This is a genomic window from Paenibacillus sp. 2KB_22 (genome assembly GCF_052115745.1).
Classification (GTDB): domain Bacteria; phylum Bacillota; class Bacilli; order Paenibacillales; family Paenibacillaceae; genus Paenibacillus.
Genome location: NZ_JBFRHG010000001.1, coordinates 373,935 through 393,401 on the forward strand (window position 1 = coordinate 373,935; position 19,467 = coordinate 393,401).

General features: G+C 44.6%; 14 protein-coding genes. 4 read left to right on the forward strand and 10 right to left on the reverse strand.

Annotation, left to right across the window (positions count from 1 at the left end; translation table 11 throughout):
* Window positions 1–50: 50 nt before the first annotated feature.
* Window positions 51–470: a DUF3237 family protein gene (locus AB4111_RS01530; RefSeq protein ID WP_442029877.1), complete on the reverse strand. Its 420-nt coding sequence runs from the start codon at window positions 468–470 to the stop codon at window positions 51–53.
* Between the two features lie 142 nt (window positions 471–612).
* Here AB4111_RS01530 and AB4111_RS01535 point away from each other — a divergent pair, with 142 nt between their 5' ends.
* The 3 genes from AB4111_RS01535 to AB4111_RS01545 are packed head-to-tail and all read left to right on the forward strand — an operon-like array spanning window position 613 to window position 2,452.
* Window positions 613–1,239 (forward strand): MFS transporter, encoded by a 627-nt coding sequence (locus AB4111_RS01535; protein ID WP_442029879.1) that lies wholly within the window; start codon window positions 613–615, stop codon window positions 1,237–1,239.
* Window positions 1,240–1,275: 36 nt separating this feature from the next.
* Complete coding sequence (locus AB4111_RS01540) at window positions 1,276–1,815, forward strand: MFS transporter (protein WP_442029881.1); 540 nt, start codon at window positions 1,276–1,278, stop codon at window positions 1,813–1,815.
* Window positions 1,808–2,452, forward strand: a complete 645-nt coding sequence (locus AB4111_RS01545) for a TetR/AcrR family transcriptional regulator (RefSeq protein WP_442029883.1) — start codon at window positions 1,808–1,810, stop codon at window positions 2,450–2,452. The genes AB4111_RS01540 and AB4111_RS01545 overlap by 8 nt, the downstream gene beginning before the upstream one ends.
* A gap of 109 nt (window positions 2,453–2,561) precedes the next feature.
* Here AB4111_RS01545 and AB4111_RS01550 read toward each other — a convergent pair whose 3' ends face one another.
* The 8 genes from AB4111_RS01550 to AB4111_RS01585 form a co-directional block, all read right to left on the reverse strand.
* Complete coding sequence (locus AB4111_RS01550; protein ID WP_442029885.1) at window positions 2,562–4,823, reverse strand: glycoside hydrolase family 3 N-terminal domain-containing protein; 2,262 nt, start codon at window positions 4,821–4,823, stop codon at window positions 2,562–2,564.
* Window positions 4,824–4,921: 98 nt separating this feature from the next.
* Window positions 4,922–5,842, reverse strand: a complete 921-nt coding sequence (locus tag AB4111_RS01555) for a carbohydrate ABC transporter permease (protein ID WP_442029887.1) — start codon at window positions 5,840–5,842, stop codon at window positions 4,922–4,924.
* 15 nt (window positions 5,843–5,857) lie between these two features.
* Complete coding sequence (locus tag AB4111_RS01560; RefSeq protein WP_197997708.1) at window positions 5,858–6,799, reverse strand: ABC transporter permease; 942 nt, start codon at window positions 6,797–6,799, stop codon at window positions 5,858–5,860.
* 175 nt (window positions 6,800–6,974) lie between these two features.
* Window positions 6,975–8,651, reverse strand: coding sequence for an ABC transporter substrate-binding protein (locus AB4111_RS01565; RefSeq protein ID WP_442029889.1), 1,677 nt, complete (start codon window positions 8,649–8,651; stop codon window positions 6,975–6,977).
* Window positions 8,652–8,692: 41 nt separating this feature from the next.
* Entirely contained in the window at window positions 8,693–10,354 is a 1,662-nt protein-coding gene (locus tag AB4111_RS01570) for an ABC transporter substrate-binding protein (protein WP_442029891.1), read from the reverse strand.
* Window positions 10,355–10,475: 121 nt separating this feature from the next.
* A complete protein-coding gene (locus AB4111_RS01575) occupies window positions 10,476–12,215 on the reverse strand; it encodes a sensor histidine kinase (RefSeq protein WP_442029893.1) in 1,740 nt (579 codons plus the stop codon).
* The gene (locus tag AB4111_RS01580) at window positions 12,197–13,783 is read right to left on the reverse strand and encodes a response regulator transcription factor (protein ID WP_442029895.1); all 1,587 of its coding nucleotides are present in this window, start codon (window positions 13,781–13,783) and stop codon (window positions 12,197–12,199) included. The genes AB4111_RS01575 and AB4111_RS01580 overlap by 19 nt, the downstream gene beginning before the upstream one ends.
* Window positions 13,784–13,885: 102 nt before the next feature.
* Window positions 13,886–15,868 (reverse strand): hypothetical protein, encoded by a 1,983-nt coding sequence (locus AB4111_RS01585; RefSeq protein WP_442029897.1) that lies wholly within the window; start codon window positions 15,866–15,868, stop codon window positions 13,886–13,888.
* Between the two features lie 159 nt (window positions 15,869–16,027).
* Between AB4111_RS01585 and AB4111_RS01590 the strand changes: the two genes are divergently transcribed.
* Window positions 16,028–16,879 carry an AraC family transcriptional regulator gene (locus tag AB4111_RS01590; RefSeq protein ID WP_210108153.1) on the forward strand — a complete coding sequence of 284 codons (852 nt, stop codon included), beginning with the start codon at window positions 16,028–16,030 and terminating at the stop codon, window positions 16,877–16,879.
* 115 nt (window positions 16,880–16,994) lie between these two features.
* Here the strand turns inward: AB4111_RS01590 and AB4111_RS01595 are convergent, their stop codons facing one another.
* Window positions 16,995–19,313 (reverse strand): glycoside hydrolase family 95 protein, encoded by a 2,319-nt coding sequence (locus AB4111_RS01595; protein ID WP_442029902.1) that lies wholly within the window; start codon window positions 19,311–19,313, stop codon window positions 16,995–16,997.
* Window positions 19,314–19,467: the final 154 nt, after the last annotated feature.

The window sequence follows — 19,467 nt, forward strand, 5'->3', positions numbered from 1 at the left end:
TTATCCGCGGCACACGAATAAATCAGTTTTCCTCTGTTCCGTGTTAGTTATCAATGTGTCCTATATATTTTTATATCTACTCCTGACTCCGTTGGATGACCTTCTCCAACCAACGTTTCACTGTTCAAAAAAGATAAAGTCTTGCTATCCGTTATCATTTTGGGAGAAGTCCGAAATAAAGCAGTGTTCAGCGTTTTATCGATGTTTCCGTTGTTTTCGATATAAATTTTGCAGCTATCCCCTGTGTGATCTGTTCCCTGAAGCATGTATCTTGCCGATAGCGTATGCGGGTCACCATTCTTCCCGATAATCTGAGTATCCACTCCTCCATCCAGCACCATTCCCTCAAAATACTTTCCGGTTACACTACCTGTAAAAGTAATCATGACAACTGAATTACCTTCACTATTCTGTAAATCAAATGAGTTCTCGATGTTCACATGTACCGTAAATAATTCCTCTAATTTCACGCGTTCCCACCTCCATATGAATTCAATTATAGCTCTACTCACTTAAAAAAGATTTACATTTACAGATCTCCTTCGAATCATTTAAAATGGTTTACATACTGTAAAGGTTAACACGATGTTAATGAAGGGGCTTATGACAAGCATGAGTACATTACCAAAAGCAATTCGCTTTCCACTGTTCATTCTGATGTTAAATCTGTTTATCGCTTTATTGGGGCAAGGCATGCTCATCCCCATATTGCCGGAGTATTTGAAGCTTTTTCATGCGGGAGGCACCGTCGCCGGATTTCTCGTAGCGGCATTTGGTGCCGCTCAATTCTTCTTTTCACCTCTGGGAGGACAATTGTCCGATCGATTTGGACGCAAAAAGTTGATCATGGCGGGTATGTTTCTGTCCGTTGTTTCAGATATCATATTTGCGTTGTCGACAGCATTGCCGTTCCTCTATGTCGCACGATTTATCGGTGGAATCAGTCTCGGTTTGATGGTTCCTGCAAACCTTGCTTATGTCGCTGATATTACAACACCGAAGACTCGTGCGAAAGGCATGGGCTATTTCGGCGCAGCAATGAATTTGGGAATGGTTCTCGGACCTGGTATGGGTGGTCTCATCGCCGAGATGGGTATTCGCATGCCCTATTTCTTTGCGGCTGGTCTGGGACTGATTGCGGCATTGATGACGCTGCTGCTGCCTGAGACACTTCCCCCGGAGAAAAGAACCGTCTCCATCTCACTTCAAAAGGGAGATCACTTGGGTAAGAAAATCTGAAGTTCATTTAAAGTACCGTATTTTAAATACTTGATTGTGCTGCTTGTTATGACCTTTGGCCTCATGAGTTATGAGACCGTATTCGCGCTTTTTGCTGAACAGAAATATGGATTCAACGCTGCAACGATCTCCATTATTATTACTCTGGGTGCGATTATCGGGATTATTGTGCAAATCTGGCTTTTGGATTGGTTCGTACAGCGAATCGGTGAAGTTAAGCTAATCCGTCTTTCCTTAATCATTACGCCCATCGCTTTATTATTAATGTTAATTAAAGTAAACTTGGTCTTTCTGTTATTCGCCTCTGCGTTATTCTTTGCCTTCAATTCATTTTTGCGGCCTTCGGTGAGCACTTTAATATCCAAAAATGCAGGAGATCGGCAAGGTTATGCATCGGGTCTGAATACGACATTTTCCAGTCTTGGAACTGTGATTGGTCCGCTGATCGCAGGACTATTGTTTGACAAAAACATAAACTTCCCGTATATTTTTGGTGCAATTATGCTACTCGCTTCTCTCGGACTTACCTTGAACGCATTTCGTTCGAAGAAAGGACAACGGTATACAAGTGAATGAAAACTGGCATCAACAATTGGGAAATAAACATCGCGATGATTTGATTGCAGCAGGTAAGGAGCTCTTTTTGAAATATGGATTGCTCCAAGTGAAGATTAAGGATGTATGTACAAAAGCTGAACTTAGTAGAGTGACATTTTATAAACATTTTCAGTCTATGGATGAGCTTCTTTTAGTCATTCAGATGCAACTGATTGAACATTTAACGGATGAGGTTAGCCGTACATCAGTGAAGGACATGAACGGGCGAGAACAACTCACGGTGATGTTGAATGCATGGGTTGTTTATGCCCAGGATCATCCAGACTACATCCGGTTTATTCAATTATTTGATATCAACTATGAGATGTATGATTTTAATCCTGAATTAAGAGAAACATACGATCGATTCAACCAGAATGGGAAAGAAAATCATTTCCTGATGGGCGCTTTATCCCAAGGCGTTGTTGACGGCAGTATCAAGAATCCGTCCCCTCCGCTCGATCTGGCTCAGTTTATCTTCACAACGATGATGGCCATGCTCCAGCGTATGGTAACGATTCGTGCTGCTCATGATAATGCACTGGATATGCGGATGACGGAGCAATTTGTGAAGATGCTACTCCAATTTGTTTGTAGCGAAGAAATATCCGAGTGATGGCATGGTAGATGGATCGGTGAAATCAACGTTTAGTTTAAAATAAAAAGACGGATTCCGTATGCTGGGATCCGTCTTTTTTCTTCATTTTCTCTTCATTGATTGACCTTTAATCCGTTTGTACGGGCAACTGTCCTCCAGCTTTCAGTTGACCAAGCAAAACTTTGATCCCGGCAGACGTGTTTGGCTCCTGCTTTCCATACACTGCAAGCCCTGAGCGCACGTTCTGAAGATAGATCATCTCGTAAGGGTTACCAAGTGACAACAGCGTGTAACGCTGATTACTCTTGTTCATTGCATTGATCAAGGATTGATACTCGCTCCATCCGAACTGGCTGGCTACATTCCGGAATTGGTAAGAAGCAAGAATAACATAATTGGCTTTGCCAATCGCCTGGAGCGTTTCATTCATTTTGCCTTGTCCAACAAGTGCAATTTCGGTCTTTAACGACAGGTTATTAGCGGCTTGCAACAGTTGTTTTTCCAGCTGTTTCGCCTGTTCCTGCTCGGCTGCAACAATAACAACCCGGTCGCCTTGCTGAATCTGATCCGGAAGCCTACCTTCGCGGCTGCTGAGTACGGTGACCGCTCGCTCTGCGATTTTCTGCTCCACCGCTCGGTGCTCCTTCGATCCAATAATACCGTTAAGCTGAGTTAGCTTTTGCGCAAGAGTCTGGCTGCGTTCAAACAAACCATATTTCGCTTTCATCTCCAGGATTCGTTTCACAGATGCGTGTATGGTTTCATCCTTGATCGTTCCATTGTTCACCGCATTCACCAGCGTTTGATGGGCCGCTGCTGAATCTTTCGGCATTAGGATGATATCAACACCTGCGGAGACGGCGCGTTCTACCGATTGATTCTCCCCAAAATGCTCCGCAATGGCATTCATGGTGAAAGCATCGGAAATGATGAGACCTTCATATCCCAGCTCTCCGCGAAGAAGTCCTGTCAGTACTTTTTTCGATAAGGTGGCAGGAATCTGCACACGTTCACCGTCTTTGAGCGAAGTCACATGTTCGTTATCTATGGCAGGAAAAGCAATATGCGCGGTCATAATCATCTCTACACCATTTTTGATTGCAGCCTGAAATGGCTTTAATTCTACAGCATCCAGGCGCTCGCGATTATGAGTTAGTACCGGCATACCCAGATGGGAATCTACCTTCGTATCTCCGTGCCCAGGAAAATGCTTCACTGCCGCCATGACCCCGGATTGCTGCAAGCCCTGTATTGTTGCGAGACCAAGCCGCGTCACCAAATCTGGCTCCGAGCCAAACGAGCGTATACCAATGATGGGGTTATCTGGATTGCTGTTGATGTCCAGCACTGGCGCAAAGTTAATCTGAATTCCCAGTGCCTTCAGCTCCTCCCCCGTCAGCTGACCAGCCGCTTCGGCAAGCGCTGCATCTCCAGTTGCACCCAGCGCCATCTGACCTGGCAGATTCGTACCGCCTGGTATTCGCTTAATAACGCCTCCTTCTTGGTCGATACTAAGAAATAGAGGAATGTCACCTGCTTCTCTTTGCATATCATGTGTGAACGTTGTAAGCTGCCTCGCGTCAACAATATTTTTGTCAAAAAGAATAAGCCCGCCCAAATCTTGATCATGGATACTGCGTTTCAGCCCTTCATTAACGGTCGTCGTCGCTTTACCATTCCATTGCCGAATATCGGGCATAAGCATCTGACCAACTTGCTCGCTTACCGTCATATAGGATATCAGCTTATCCCAATCTTGCGCCCGAATGGCTGCTTCGCGTTCGAAGCGAATTACTCTCGCCATAAATACGGCATATTCAGCGCGCGTGACAGCTTGATTTGGACGGAAAGTGGCATCCGAATAACCACCGACCAAGCCGTTTGAACTCATAATAAGAATAGGCGCTACAGCCCAATGTTTTTCCGTATCGGTCCATTTTGCGGGATTCTTACCTTCTTCGAGTGAATATGCCCTTGTAAGGAAGGCCGCAGTCTCTGCGCGGCTAAGCGGTGCGTCCGGACGGAAGGTTCCGTTAGGGAAACCACTCGCAAGTCCATTTTTAGCAGCTATCATGATTTCTCGATGGAAAGGGTGTGTCGTTGGAACATCCGAATAGGTTGTGCCTTCCACTGCTCTCTGAAGCTGATCTGGATAAAGCTCCCGCACCATAAAAGTGACGGCTTGTGCCCGTGTCACAAGTGCATCAGGCTTGAAAATCCCATTGCCGTATCCAGCCACTGTTCCCCGTTTCGCCATATACGTGATGCCATCCTCTGCCCACTTTGAATGTTTTAAATCAACAAACGTTTCTTCCGCAGCTGCCGTCCCCACGCCTATAAGCATAGAGCCGAGAACAGCACCAATCATCGTCATCCATTTTACATGCATTTGTTTCACTCCTGTTGTTATTCTATGGATGAATAGACGCTAATACGGTATAGTTTGTTGCGTTTACATAATTCAATGAAATGATATGCAGCCCATGACTATCCCTTCACGCCACCAATTGTCATGCCCTGTACAAAGTATTTCTGCAAGAACGGATACACCATCAGAATAGGAACACTCGCAATAATGGTCATGGTCGCTCGAATTGATGTTGGCGTAACCGCCGTTGCGTTGCTCTCGGCAGACTGATAAGCATCACTTGCTGACGAAGTCGCTGAGGTCGTTGAAGTTTGCAGAATCTTCATTAATTCGTATTGCAACGTGCTTAATTCTTTATTGGAAGAGTTGTACAGGAATACATCGAACCAGGAATTCCATTGTCCCACGGCAACAAAGAGCGAAACGGTTGCCATTGCGGGAATCGTTAGCGGCAGGACAACGCGGATAAATGTCGTGAACTCCCCTGCCCCATCAATACGGGCTGACTCCAGAATGCCTTCTGGAAGACCTTCAATAAAGGAACGGATGACGATCATATTGAATACACCGATTACACTCGGAATGATATACACCCAGAAGGAACCAATCAATCCCAGGTCTCGAATCAGCAGATAACCGGGGATCAAGCCCCCGCTGAAGTACATGGTGAATACAAAAAACATCGTAACAAACTTGCGAAGCACAAATTCCTGACGACTAACTGTATACGCGAGCATGGCTGTGCAGAAGACGGACACCACGGTTCCAATGACCGTACGCAGGGCCGAGATCAGAGTTGCGTGATAGATATCGGATTCGCCAAAAATGTATTTGTAATTGTCCAGTGTCCATACACGAGGCCATAGATATATTCCACCCCGAATGGCATCATTGGCATTGTTGAAGGATACGGCAATCATATTAACAAAGGGATAGATCGTCACAATCATCAGACATACCATGAAGATCATGTTAATGGTGTCAAATGCTCGATCCCCGGTGCTGCTATTCCGCAAGCGGGATGTGTTTCCTTTTCGCATGGCATAGGCCTCCTTTTAGAATAGTCTGCTCTCTCCCATTTTTTTCGCTATATAGTTCGCGGAGAAAAGGAAGATGAAGCTGACCACAGTTTTGAAAATGCCTGCTGCTGTACCCAAGGAAAAGTTCCCCATCCCTAATCCATATTTCAGTACAAAGATGTCCAGATTCTCCGAATAGTCCATATTCATCCCGTTACCCAGCAGATATTGTGGTTCAAATCCGGATTCCAGAATACTTCCCATGTTCATGATCAACAAGATCACAATAACCGGTTTCAAGCCAGGCAGCGTGATATATAACATCCGTTTGAAGCGACTGGCTCCATCAATCTCGGCAGCCTCATATTGCGCCGGATCAATCGCCGTAATCGCTGCCAGATAGATAATAGTGTTCCAGCCGACATCCTTCCACACTTCGGTTGCCCCAAGAATACCCCAGAAGTATTCACCTTTTCCCATCCATAGTACCGGACTATCAATCAGGTGAAGCTTCATCAGCAGCAGATTGATAATTCCGTCTGGTGACAGGACGGTTAATACAATGCTGGAGGCAACAACCCACGAAATAAAGTGAGGCAGATAACTGACGGTTTGCACAAAGCGTTTAAATATGACATTTTTCAGCTCATTTAATAAGAGGGCCAGTGTGATCGCAGTCACAAATCCCAAGACCAGTTTGATGGAACTCATGACAAGCGTATTGCGCAGCACCCGGTAGAAGGTATTGTCTTCAAATAACGTACTAAAATGCTGCCAGCCTACCCACTGCTGATCCGAGAAGGATCTCGCCGGTTTGAAATTCTGAAAAGCCATGGTCCATCCCCATAACGGCAGGTACTTGAAGATAAAGGCCCAGATGACAAAGGGTATACACATCCAGGCAAGTGTTCGTTGTTGCACAAGACGTTTGAAGAATGAATGTGCTCTGGTTCCCTTCGGATTCGAGGCTGGCGGCATCGAGTTAAGGGAGACATTAGGTTTCTCCACGGTGAACCTGCTCCTTTCCTATGCTGTTCATCATGCGAGGAGAAAGCGGAGTTTATGCTCTTACGTTTTCTCCTGCGCATGTACAGTTTGTTTTAACGAGTTTGTTGAAATCGGTCTTATCGAACACGCACTTAAAGTGTTCGTATTACCATTTTCCTGCGACACGATCCTTCACAACTTTGGTAATCGTCGCTTCATAACCAGCTTTGTCCAATTTGTTCAATTCAGCCATGTAGGCATCCCACAGCTTATCAAAATTCGAAGGTGCTCCCAAGATCATTTCCGGTAAGTATTTACGTTGCAAATCATCCGATTTGGTCGTGAAGATCTGTTCAGGTGATCCTTGCTCCAATGCGATGGACCAGGCCGGGAACCAAGGCCGTTCCTCCGGTTTGTTAAATAATTCACTAAAGGTTTGAATACCGTAGGCTTCAAGGAATTTCTTGTCTCCCTCGGTGTAAGATGCCGCAGCTACTTCCGGCTGGTTGCCAGGACTATAAGCGTTACCATCAGTCAACGTAGATTCACCGCCATATCGCGGCCAGTCTGTCCCAAAGTAGGTGAACCCGTATTTACGGCTGAGCTCCAGATCATCATGAGCCTTGCGTTGATCTTCATTTGCATAATAGAATCTGCCCTTTTCATCCACACTGTACGTCTCATCCTTGATTCCCCATTGCACCAGAACCTGATTTTCTTCCTTCAGCAAATTATCGAAATACTTGATGATACGAACAGGGTCTTTGGCATTCACCGAGATACCTGTTGCATAGTTGTTGACGAAGCCGGGAGGATCAACATATTGATCCTTAATTCCTTCATCAAACACAATCGGAAGTGGTGCATAACGTTTCTCATCAATACCTGCCGAGAGCAGGTTTTTCGATGCGTCTCCAACCTGCCAGCCATAATTGAAGTATCCTAATACACGACCCGAAGTCAGCTTGGCCAAATACTGGTCTTTGTTCATCGTAAAGGATTCCGGATCAAGCATGCCTTGAGCATTGATCTCATTTAACTTCTGAATCCATTTTTTCTGAGCATCTGTTCCGGCGACGACTTTCGCTTCACGGGTAGTCATATCCACCATGACACTGCCATCATTCGGATAACCGGCAAGATGCATCGCTGGATTTTGCAGTGTGAAGAAGTTATTGGCCACACCCGCAAGTGACACAAATCCGATTGTCTCTGCACCGTCGACAGTTGGATGTTTTTCCTTATAATCCTGAATCAGATCAAAATATTCATCCAGTGTAGTAATCTTTGGATAGTCAAACTCCTTGAGCACAGAGCGCTGAATCCAGAAAGCTCCTCCGCCCACATTTGGACTACCTGAATACTCACCCTGATTAGCCGTATAAGGCAGCGCATAGATTTTTCCGTCTTCTGCATTTCTCATTTTATCGAAGTATGGTCCATATACCCTTTTGATATTAGGGCCATATTCCTCAATCAGATCATCCAGCGGAATATAGGCACCGGCATCCAGTAACTTGGACATCTCACCACTGGAGCTAATGACATCAGGATAGTCTCCACTCGCAATCATGACACCGGCTTTTGTAGCACTATCACCTACCAGATATTCCATCTTCCAGTCCACACCCGTCTGCTCTTGCAACGCTTTACCGATTGTTGTTTCGCTTGCCAGAGCATCCTTCTTGCCTGGAGAGAACATGTAATACGAGAACGTGACTGGACTGTTCTCATCATCACCTGTGGCTGAAGGTGATGATGACGAGTTGTTCTGACTGCACCCAGCCAGTAAAACTGTCAGTAATACAGCTAAACCTGCTGTTCTAAATTTTGGTTTTAACATGTGAATATCCCCCGTTCCGTGTGTTCTCTTATGGATTACACTCACCATTTGCCAGCTACACGATCCTTAACTGCCTGTGTTATCGTAGCTTCGTATGTTTTCTTGTCGAGTTGATTCAATTGACTCATATATTCATTCCATGTGTTCTCGAAAGTGGAAGGTGAATCCATAATCATTTTGGGTAAATATTTCTTCTGGAGATCTTCTGCCTTGGTGATGAAAATCTGTTCAGGAGAGCCCTGCTCCAATGCAATGGACCAAGCAGGAGACCAAGGACGCTCATCCGGTGTGCTGAATAGTTCTGTGAATGTCTCCACACCATATTTCTCTAACAACAGCTTGTCTCCGTCCGTGTAGCTAAAGGTAGCCACTTCTGGTTGATTGCCCGGTCCATAGGCGTTGCCATCCTCTAGCACGGAGTTATTACCGTAACGAGGCCAGCTGTAATTAAAATAGTCAAAGCCGAACTTACGACTTAATTCAGGATCTTCATGTGCCTTGCGTTGGTCATCATTTTTGAAATAAAAACGACCCTCATCATTCACACTATACGTATCGTCCTCAATACCCCATTGAACCAGAATCTGGTTTTCTTCCTTGAGCAAATTATCAAAATATTTAATAATTCGCACAGGATCTTTGGCATTTACGGTAATTCCGACACCATAGTTGTTCACAAAACCTGGCGGGTCCACATACTGGTCTTTGACACTGTCATCAAATACGATCGGTAGTGATACGTAACGTTTATCGTCAATACCAGCCTTCTTGAGGTTGTTCGTTGCGTCTCCAACCTGCCAGGAGTAACTGAAATATCCCAGCACCCGACCGGACGTCAACTTGGCGAGATACTGATCCTGGTTCATTGTGAAGGATTCGGGATCAAACATCCCCTGTGCGTTAACCTCGCTCAGCTTCTGAATCCATTGTTTCTGATAATCAGATCCGGCTACCAGTTTGGCTTCATGGCTCTGCATATCCACCATCACACTGCCATCGTTTGGATAACCTGCCAGATGCATGGCCGGATTTAGCAGGGTGAAGAAGCTGCCCGACTCACCCGCAAGTGTGGCGAAGCCGATGGTTTCTTTTCCATCGATCTGCGGATGCTTTTGCTTGTATTGCTCAATCAAGTCAAAATATTCGTCCAGTGTTTTGATCTTGGGGTAGTTGAACTCTTTTAACACAGCACGCTGAATATAAAAGCCGGTCTGGAAGTTAGGCTCTGACACATAACCGATGTTGGCAGTGTATGGCAAGAAATAGATCTTTCCATCCTCCTGTCTGAATTTGTCCATATAAGGCCCGTATACCCGCTTGATGTTAGGCCCGTATTGATCGATCAGTTCATCCAGCGGGATAAAGGATCCTGCATCCATCAACTTGGCCATTTCACCACTGGAGTCGATGATGTCGGGGTAATCCCCACTCGCAATCATTACACCTGCCTTGGTTGCACCGTCGCCGACCAGATATTCCATTTTCCAGTCAACGCCTGTTTGTTCCTGTAACGTCTTGCCAATGGTCGTGCTGCTTGCCAGAATGTCCTTCTTGCCACCGCCAAACGTGAAATATTTAAAGGTGACCGGGGTGTTGTCATTACTGTCAGGATAAGAGGCTTCCGGGCTGGCTTTATTACAACCTGCCAGGGTTACAGCCAGTAAAATGGCCAGACCTGTTATAATGTTTCTTTTTCTAAACATGTAGCAAATGCCCCCTTAAAGTATTGTTTGTGTCTTTAAGCCTTCTCAATATATCAAGATAGCGCTTTCAAAGTTACCCATAAAAGTGTACCTCCTACTTTAAAAAGTATATCCCTCGTAATTAGTCGCCTGGCATGGCTGATGGATTAAGTGGAAGCTTAATTTGGATATGCGTTCCTTCTCCTTCCCATGTCTGGATGGCGAATGTAAAGTGATTTTTATAACAAAGTTTTAAGCGACTAAACGCATTTTTCATGCCAACATGCTCTCCCATATCCGTGTTCTGATTCAGATAGCTCAGCAATTCTTCCAATTTAGCTTGTGACATCCCTATACCGTTATCCGTTAGTCTGATAAGGAGCTGGTCATTTTCTGTTGAAACGAAGAGTTGAATGATACCTACACCCGGAGATGACTCAATACCATGAATACTTGCATTCTCAACAAAGGGCAGGATCACCATCTTGGGCATTCGGTACATCAGTACCGCAGGATCTGCTTCAATGTTGTATTGAAGTTTTTCTCCGAAGCGGTATTTCTGGATTTGCAAAAAACTCTCGATGAGTTCCAATTCTTCCTTCACTGTCACATCATTCTGACTCCAACTGATCGACTTGCGAAACATCTTGGCCATGTTATGCACAATTTTGGCGGTCTCTTTCTCGCCCTTGATGAGGCTCCTCATCCGTACCGACTCCAGCGTATTAAACAAAAAATGAGGATTGATCTGACTATGGAGCGCATGAAGCTGTGCTTGCTGCTGCTTTAACTCCAGGTCTTTCTTTTGGATGTCAGCGAGATATACCTCATGAATCAGGTTATGGATCGTCTCGGTCATTCGATTGAATTCCATCGTAAGCTGACCGATCTCATCTCTTGCATCTTCAGGAGGAATCGTCTGAAAATTCTGTGTTTTTACTTTTTTCATATGTTTAAGAATCCGCACCAGTCTGACATGGATGGATCTGGACATGGCCGCGATGATAATAGATGGCAGGACAAAATTAATGCAAGCAAGCCAAACCACGAAGGAACGGGACTTCCGCACCTCCTTCAACACAATTTCTTCATCCATGACACCTTGCAGGGACCACCCTTCCAGATAGTTAATGCCTGTATACGTAAGTTCAAAGGGAATCATTTTATTCGGAAACTGGATCTCATTGTAACGTTTCCCTATCTGAGATTCGTCTGCTGTAGGATCATTTGAAAATTGGATGTGTCCACCCGGATCAAGAAGATACACTTTCCCATCAAATCCGCTATTATGAAAATACTGCTTGATCGTATCCATGTTCAGGTCAATTTTAAGTAACTGCTCTTTCCCCCCAGTGTCCAGATTGTCGAGCCGTTGAACCAGACTTAACATCTGATCCGCTGAGATCAGTGCTGGATAAGGAGCGGAGTATGCCTGAAATTGAACGTACCAGTCCGAGCTTCGGACCACGTCAGTTAAACGATCAATATAACCGGAAGATAGTATAGTAGAATTATCGGTATACACTTGATACCAGCGAATCCCCTGATTCAATTGACCGGAAAATTGCCCTTTTAGGTACGAATTATAAGCGTCAATGTACTCAAAATGACTTCGAAACGAACGCGAGATGGTGTCATTGAATACAGGATCCGTATATAACGAATAAGAGAGACCGACGCCCTGATCAATGGTTACACGCAAGTCGTTCTTCAGATTGTTCAAGGCCATGCCGGCATCACGAGTTTTCTGACTACGAATATTGGCGGATGTGACATTGTAGAACACCACATTGGTAACAACGATGGGAATAAACACGGACAGGACATACATCAGCAATAGTTTATCTCGAAGCTTCATGTAATTCAGGTTCCATCTTGGCATTGTGCACCTCGCTGTTCATTTCCCATAAGGAGATTGCGATACTCTGTAGGCGATAACTTAACGAGTTTCTCAAACTGTGTTACAAAATAATCCGCATTCTGAAATCCTACGCGTGCAGCGACCTCGTACATTCTCAGATCTGTCTGGCGCAGTAACTTCTTCGCCTCATGAATCCGCAGGTTCAGCAGATAGTCATTGAAGTATTGATTGTAGCTTTTGCGGAATAACCGCCCAAGATAAACGGGATTCATGTAGAAGAGTGCAGCAATGCTTTTGAGATTGATGTTCTCGGTATAATTTGCATCAATATATCGCTTGATCTTGCTGATATCCCCTTTGGACCGCTCCATCCGCAAATGAGACACATAATCCTCGGCTTCCTCCAGCGCCATGAGAAAAGCATTCTTCAGTAGTCTTAAATTCCAACCTTCATGACTTTGTTGTGCCAGCTCCTTTAGCTGCTTCAGACCTTCATCAGTACCACCCATTTCGTGGACCACAGCGAGAATACCCGTTATACAGCGCAATAGAGAACCTGAGACAGCCTGAGGAGAAAATCGATTCATATGAAACAATTTGAATTTCTCTTCTACAATGTTATGGTAAGTAGCCCTATCCCCCTCTTCCAGGCTCAAGATTAATTGATCCACCTTGTCCTGGTATACATTGAAAACAAACAACGGTTTGTCTTTGATCTCGGTATAGCGCACGACACCACCAGTTTCTGCATATTTATGCTTGGCTGCTTCTTTAGCCGCCATAAGGGATTGTGGGGCATCTCCAATTTCTTTGACGAGTGTTCCTGCGTAAAGACCGATATCCAGATTAAGCTTTTTGCTCAGTGTTATATGAATAGAATGCAGTTTATCCTGTAACGTCGAGCCACCTTGATCAGGTTTAGACCACAATATTAATAATGCAAACATGCCGTACTGTTGCTCACTGATGAACATTTTGCATAAGTTACTCTCGAGAGATTGTACTGCTTCACGTAGCTGTTCAATGGTAATTTTAATTTCATCTAATCCGGTCTGAAGTTCAATCAAAGTCATGAGCAGATTGGAGTTATCATTGATCCCGAGCATCTCGGCATATCGAGGTTCATCCTGCTTCTGTACATGACCTTTGATCAGATCCTCCAACATGATGTTACTGGCCTGCCCCTCGGCCATGAGGATATGTTTTCTTTTGTTGCAAATGAGATTAGCCGACTTCTGCAACGTCGCCGTCAATTCTTCATCATCAATAGGCTTCAGAATATAGTCATGAACCCCGTACCGGATTGCCTGCTGTGCATATTTGAAATCATGATAACCACTGATGATAATGAATACAGGTTCCAGATGTGGCATTTTCTCAACGGCACGTATCAGTTCCAGTCCATCCAGGATTGGCATACGGATATCTGTTATAATCACGTCTGGCTGCAGGCGTTCAATCAGATTCAGTGCCTCTACACCGTTCTCTGCCTCTCCGATAATCTCCATATCAAGATCAATCCAGCTTATGAGTTCATACAGCCCTTTTCGTACATACATCTCGTCATCTACCAGTAGTACTGTTAACATCCGTTTGTCCCCTTTCCTCCAACGAAAATAAACCGCCGGTAGCATGTCTCCCTATCGGCGGTATCTAATATGGTGACTGTTGTTAGTTATTGCAAAATTAATTCACACAGGTCGCGCATAATCCCAATAGTCGCCAACAAGGCCTTCGATGATCGATCCACTGGCCCATGGCATCAGGCAAAACCAGGTGCTGGCTGGTGTACCATCCGCATATTTTTCAGTGACCAGTCCTTCCGAATGACAGAAGCGTTCAGACATCCATCCTTTTTTGCCATAGCCGAATTCTTGATCATAACGATTATAGGTCTGACACCCCCACCCGATGGTATCCATCATACGTTGGCGAACATAATTGTCTTCCCGTTGTCCAACATAATACAACAGCTCATCCACTAGATTGCTTGACATGGGGTGAATATGCGGATTAGCTACTGAAGTAACACTTCCCCCGGAACTGGACCAGCCTAATGTACTGAGTGGCGGAATCTTAATAGGTGAGTTGTAACAAAATTTGAAGCTGAATTCATAACTGATCGCATCTCTCATATGATCCAGATACAGCTCGTCACCGGTCAATGCGTGCAGAAACCGAACAGCTTTGATGTACGCCAGAATGCCTTCCGAATCAACAGCTTTGTCCGCATCGAGCGGAGCGCCGTAACATTCCATGTGTTGCACATAGGTGTTGTAATAGTGGGCTTCACTGCGTCTGAGCTCTTCCAGAGAAGATTCATCATGGGTTAACCAACAGTAATATGCCTTGGCAGCAAGACACCAGACTCCACTAAAAGCATCATATTCAAGACCTGCTCCGGTCCGCTCTGACAAAATGGTGGGATATTCTCCATCCGTATTCTTCGTGCACTCCAGACGATCAAGTATTGGTTTGACGTAAGCAAGCCAATCATCGTGTCTCACATTTCGAATGCGCTTCTCATAATCGTAGCTTTTCAGAATGTAGAACATCGCTTGAGCTACAAGGTAAGAGGAATGTCCTGGGGTACGCATGCCGTCGAACCACCAGCCTTTAACACTCCATATCCCATCCTGATAGGCGTCATATGGAAGTCCGGATTTGGGATTCATGGCATTCTCGATAATATTGGTAATGCAGGATAATGCCTGCTGTCGCATGGGCTCATTATCCAATCGCAATGCAGCCATAAGCATTGGTGCAGCGATGGTCATACCATTTGTCCAACTGATTGAAATAATTTTGTTGTATCGGTAGCCACTGGTTTCAGCAGCATCTTCATATACAAATGTAGAATAATGACGATCCTCCGGAAGCCAGGCATACTCATAGATGGCATTGGACAAATCCGTTACCGTTGTCTGAATGTCACTTCCTTCTCTTGGTTTTTCGTGATACCTCTTATAGATTGTTTCCAGTGCTGGATTGATGCCCAGTTCTGATTCAGACTCGTAGTTATATAGTTCAAGTGTGAGCCCAACCGATTCACCTGCCGCAAGTTCAAAGCAATTTTCTCCAAGGGCAGCTCGCTCATGGACAAGTCTGGATTTGATAAATAACAACGGAGCATTCTCATATCCCAACGTATATCCGACCGTACCCTTTTCAATGGAACATGTGAATCCCCCATATTGCACAAAGTTTCCTTCCATTCCTGGATACCATTGCTGCTTCTGGTTTCCTGTATTGATCCAGTAGGGACTTGCGCTTAGACCAACAATCCGACCTTCATCATAGATAAGTGCAGCTGGATGAGACAGACGATCACTTCGGACCATCCACCAAGGTGATGAAGGACGAGAGGGCTTGCCCTCCCTTAGTCTGGGGAACTCATTTGGGACATTCTGGGGTGCTTCGCCCCGGTTGCGGCCATACATAAATGCAGGCAAAAAAAACCTCGGATTCTGTTTGTCCAACGGCATTTCCACATGAATAACCCCTGCCCAAGCATTCTGGCCCTCGTTGTAAATCTGAATGTCGGCTTGCCATGGGTTTTCTGCACTGCCGTTTCCGCTTGCTACTTTTACGTCAGCTTTGAGAGCGTGCTTATCCAATGCCGTGTACTCTACGGTGTCCTGCGCTCTACTTCTAGCCGTGAAAATCAGATCCATCTTTTCCTCCAATCTCGTTGTACACACTCGTGTGGAAACGCTTGCAATTATGTATCCTTCATGCTAGGATGGTTACATTTTATAGGTTCACGTCTGCAATTTCATTGCACAAACGGCTATATTTATTGCGCGAAACGACAAGGAGGTCATATATCTGATATGAATGAGACTTCAGAATACCTGTTTGATCCAATCCAGAATGAGCTGTTGTACCTTCATCGCACCACCACGTATAATATGGGAACGTTTTATCATCGACATAATGCATATGAACTCTACTTATTTCTACGTGGCAATGTAAACTTCTATATTGAGAACCGTTGTTACCATTTGCAACGTGGCGATCTGCTCGTTCTTAGCCCGGAGGAGATGCACCGTTCCTTTGCCTTGGACAAAAACGAATATGAGAGAATTACCATAAATCTGAAAAAGTCATATCTGAACCGCTTGTCTACTTCTAGCACCAACTTATCCGCATGTTTCGACTACCGTCCCAAGGGTAAGGGTAATATCGTACATCTTGAAGAGGAGGAGCTTCAACAAGTGCTGCAATTAGCTGGCGAGCTTGAACAGTGTCTCTCATCAAGTGATTATGGAGCGGATATTCTGGGGAATATTTTGATTACACAGCTACTTCTTCTAACGAATCTAACTTTTCAAAATACGGATTTTGTTGCAACGGATATTATGCCTGAACTAGTTCGAAACACGATGGGTTACATTGAATGTAATCTGACGAGGCAACTGACGCTCGAAGAATTGTCAGAGGCGATGTTCACGAATAGCAGCTATATTAGTCGACAATTCAAAAAGCATACCGGACTCACGATTCGAGCATACATTCTTAGTCGCCGTATAGAGCTGTCGAAATCTTATTTAATCGAAGGTTTAAGTATTACAGAGGCCTGTTATCAATCCGGTTTTGGAGATTACGCCAATTTTATTCGCAGCTTCACCAAGCAGGTCGGCACTTCACCTGGTAAATTTGTTAAATATGGAAGTCTTCTTTAAACATTGCATTGAGCAAGAACACGCCACCTCTTGCCTATATCTTATCTCAGCAAATAAAAAGAGCGAATACCGGCTATTTTGTCAGCCGGCATTCGCTCAGGTAATGGGTAACTTCTTATTTATTATTCCATTTATTCCCTTTTAATTCGATTATAGCATTGGGGCCAGGAAAGGTTAATTCTATCTTTTGGTCCAGATAGGATAAGGTAACTCTTGATTTTGCAATAGAGCGAATTCTGGTATTTAACAGACGACCATTTTCCCATTCCAGATCTAATTCAAATCCGCCACGAGCCCGAATACCACGAATATATCCTTTTGGCCAAGCTGCTGGCAAAGCAGGTAACAATCTGATTACTTCGTTATGGCTCTGGAGAAGCATCTCTGCTATCCCTGCAGTACATCCAAAGTTCCCATCAATTTGAAATGGAGGATGGTCACAAAACAGATTGGGTAACGTGGAGGAACGTAGAAGTTCCACGATGTTATCGTGTGCAAGTTCCGACTCCTCTAATCGTGCCCACATATTGAGAATCCACGCCCTGCTCCATCCTGTGTGTCCGCCACCGTGTTCCAGTCTTCTGTCGAGTGTTACACGAGCTGCCTTGGCCAGATCAGGCGTTGATTGCAACGTAATTTGCGTTCCAGGATGCAAAGCGAATAAATGGGAAATATGTCTGTGTCCAGGTTCCATTTCATCATAATCGTTACTCCACTCTTGGATCTGGCCATGTTTGCCAATGGAGGTCTCCGGTATTTTGGTTAAAGCACTACGGAGTTCTTCTCCGAATTCCTGATCTTCTTGCAATATCTGGGTACTTTCAATGCAACGCGTAAAGAGTTCTCTAATAATTTGATTGTCCATTGAAGCACCAAAACATAAAGCCCCCGACTCTCCATTATCTAATATATAGCGATTTTCCGGTGAGGACGAAGGACATATCACCCAATTGCCGGAAGGATCCTCTATTAGATAATCCAGAATAAACATAGCCGCATCTTTCATCGTGGAGTAAACCTTTTTGAGAAATTGAACATCCTTATTGTATTCGTAGTGGTCCCATAGATGTAATGAAAGCCATGCTCCTCCCATGGTCCAAAACGTCGATGTCATGCATACATCCTGCGGTGCAGCGTCTGCCCAGATATCCGAATTGTGATGAGCAACGAATCCCTTGCATCCGTACATGGTTCTAGCGGTTTCCTTTCCTCGAACTTGCAGTCGCTCTATAAAATCAAACAATGGTACGTGACATTCAGACAGATTGCAGCTCTCTGCAAGCCAGTAATTCATCTGTGCATTAATATTAATCGTATATTTGCTATCCCATACAGGAAGCATGTCTTTGTTCCATATCCCTTGGAGATTTGCCGGTAAAGAACCTGGACGGCTGCTTGAGATAAGCAGATAACGACCAAATTGAAAGTATAGACTTATCAGTTCCGGATCATGCTTACCAGCTCTAAGCCGTGCGAGGCGTTGATCGATTGGAAGTTCGGAACATATCACATCTTTATTTTCATCTTCGAGATGTATATCCATTTTTTTGAATAAGGATTGATAGTCCGAGACATGATTGGCGAGCAGTTCGCTGGATGGCTTGGTTGAAGCGGCCTCAATTCTTCGGAGGCACTCCACTTCAAGTTGTTCCTTGGGTACTCGGAAATCCGTGCAAGCCGAGATTAGAATAGTCGCTGAATTACCATCCTTCAGAGAAAGCTGACCGCTTGAATAATGAATCTGCCCCCCTTCAGATATAAGGCGGATCGCGCAACAAAATCGAATTCCTTCTTCTCCCCCACTTCTTCCCCGGATGATCACGTCATTCGTTCCACGCTTTTCGATCCGGTCCAGATTGGATTGGAACCCAACAGGATGTTTAAGACTACTGGACCAGTGTGTTGATTGCAGAACAGTTCCTCTGCCAAAAATAGTGGAGAAAGATAACTTTTCAGGTACGCTGGATTTGAGATGAACCACGAGTACTTGATCCGGGTAGCTGGCAAAATAATCACGGGTATAATTGGATTGATCTACGGTATAATTTACGCTTACCTTACCTTGTTCCAGATCGAGATGTCTGTGATATTCATTCGGTTCTTGTTCACTGTGATCCATAGCGATGTAGAAGTCCCCTAATGGCTCATAATGCCTTTGCCCGTCAGGTACACCTACCAGAGTATCCGCTGCGAGTTCTTCTGCTTCCCTAATCTTGCCATCAAAAATCAGGTTTCTGATCTGAGATAAAGAGTCAAGGGCTTGAGGATTATTCCGCTGCATCGGACCACCATACCACAGACTATCTTCATTAAGCTGAATTCTCTCGATCTGTGTTTTCCCAAAAATCATGCCTCCAAGAGTTCCATTTCCGATAGGCAATGCCTCTTCCCATGTTCTAGCAGGTTGATTAAACCAGATATTTTTGGTCTTCACGTTAAAACCTCCAACGAATAATAATTCCTCACATTTCTTCTCATGTTTAGTATGTTCCGTTTGTATGTTATTTCAGTGTACTGTAATCTCTTAGGCATTTAAATGAACAAAATTAACTTGAATTATCACAATCTTATCCCGGCATTAGAGGTGT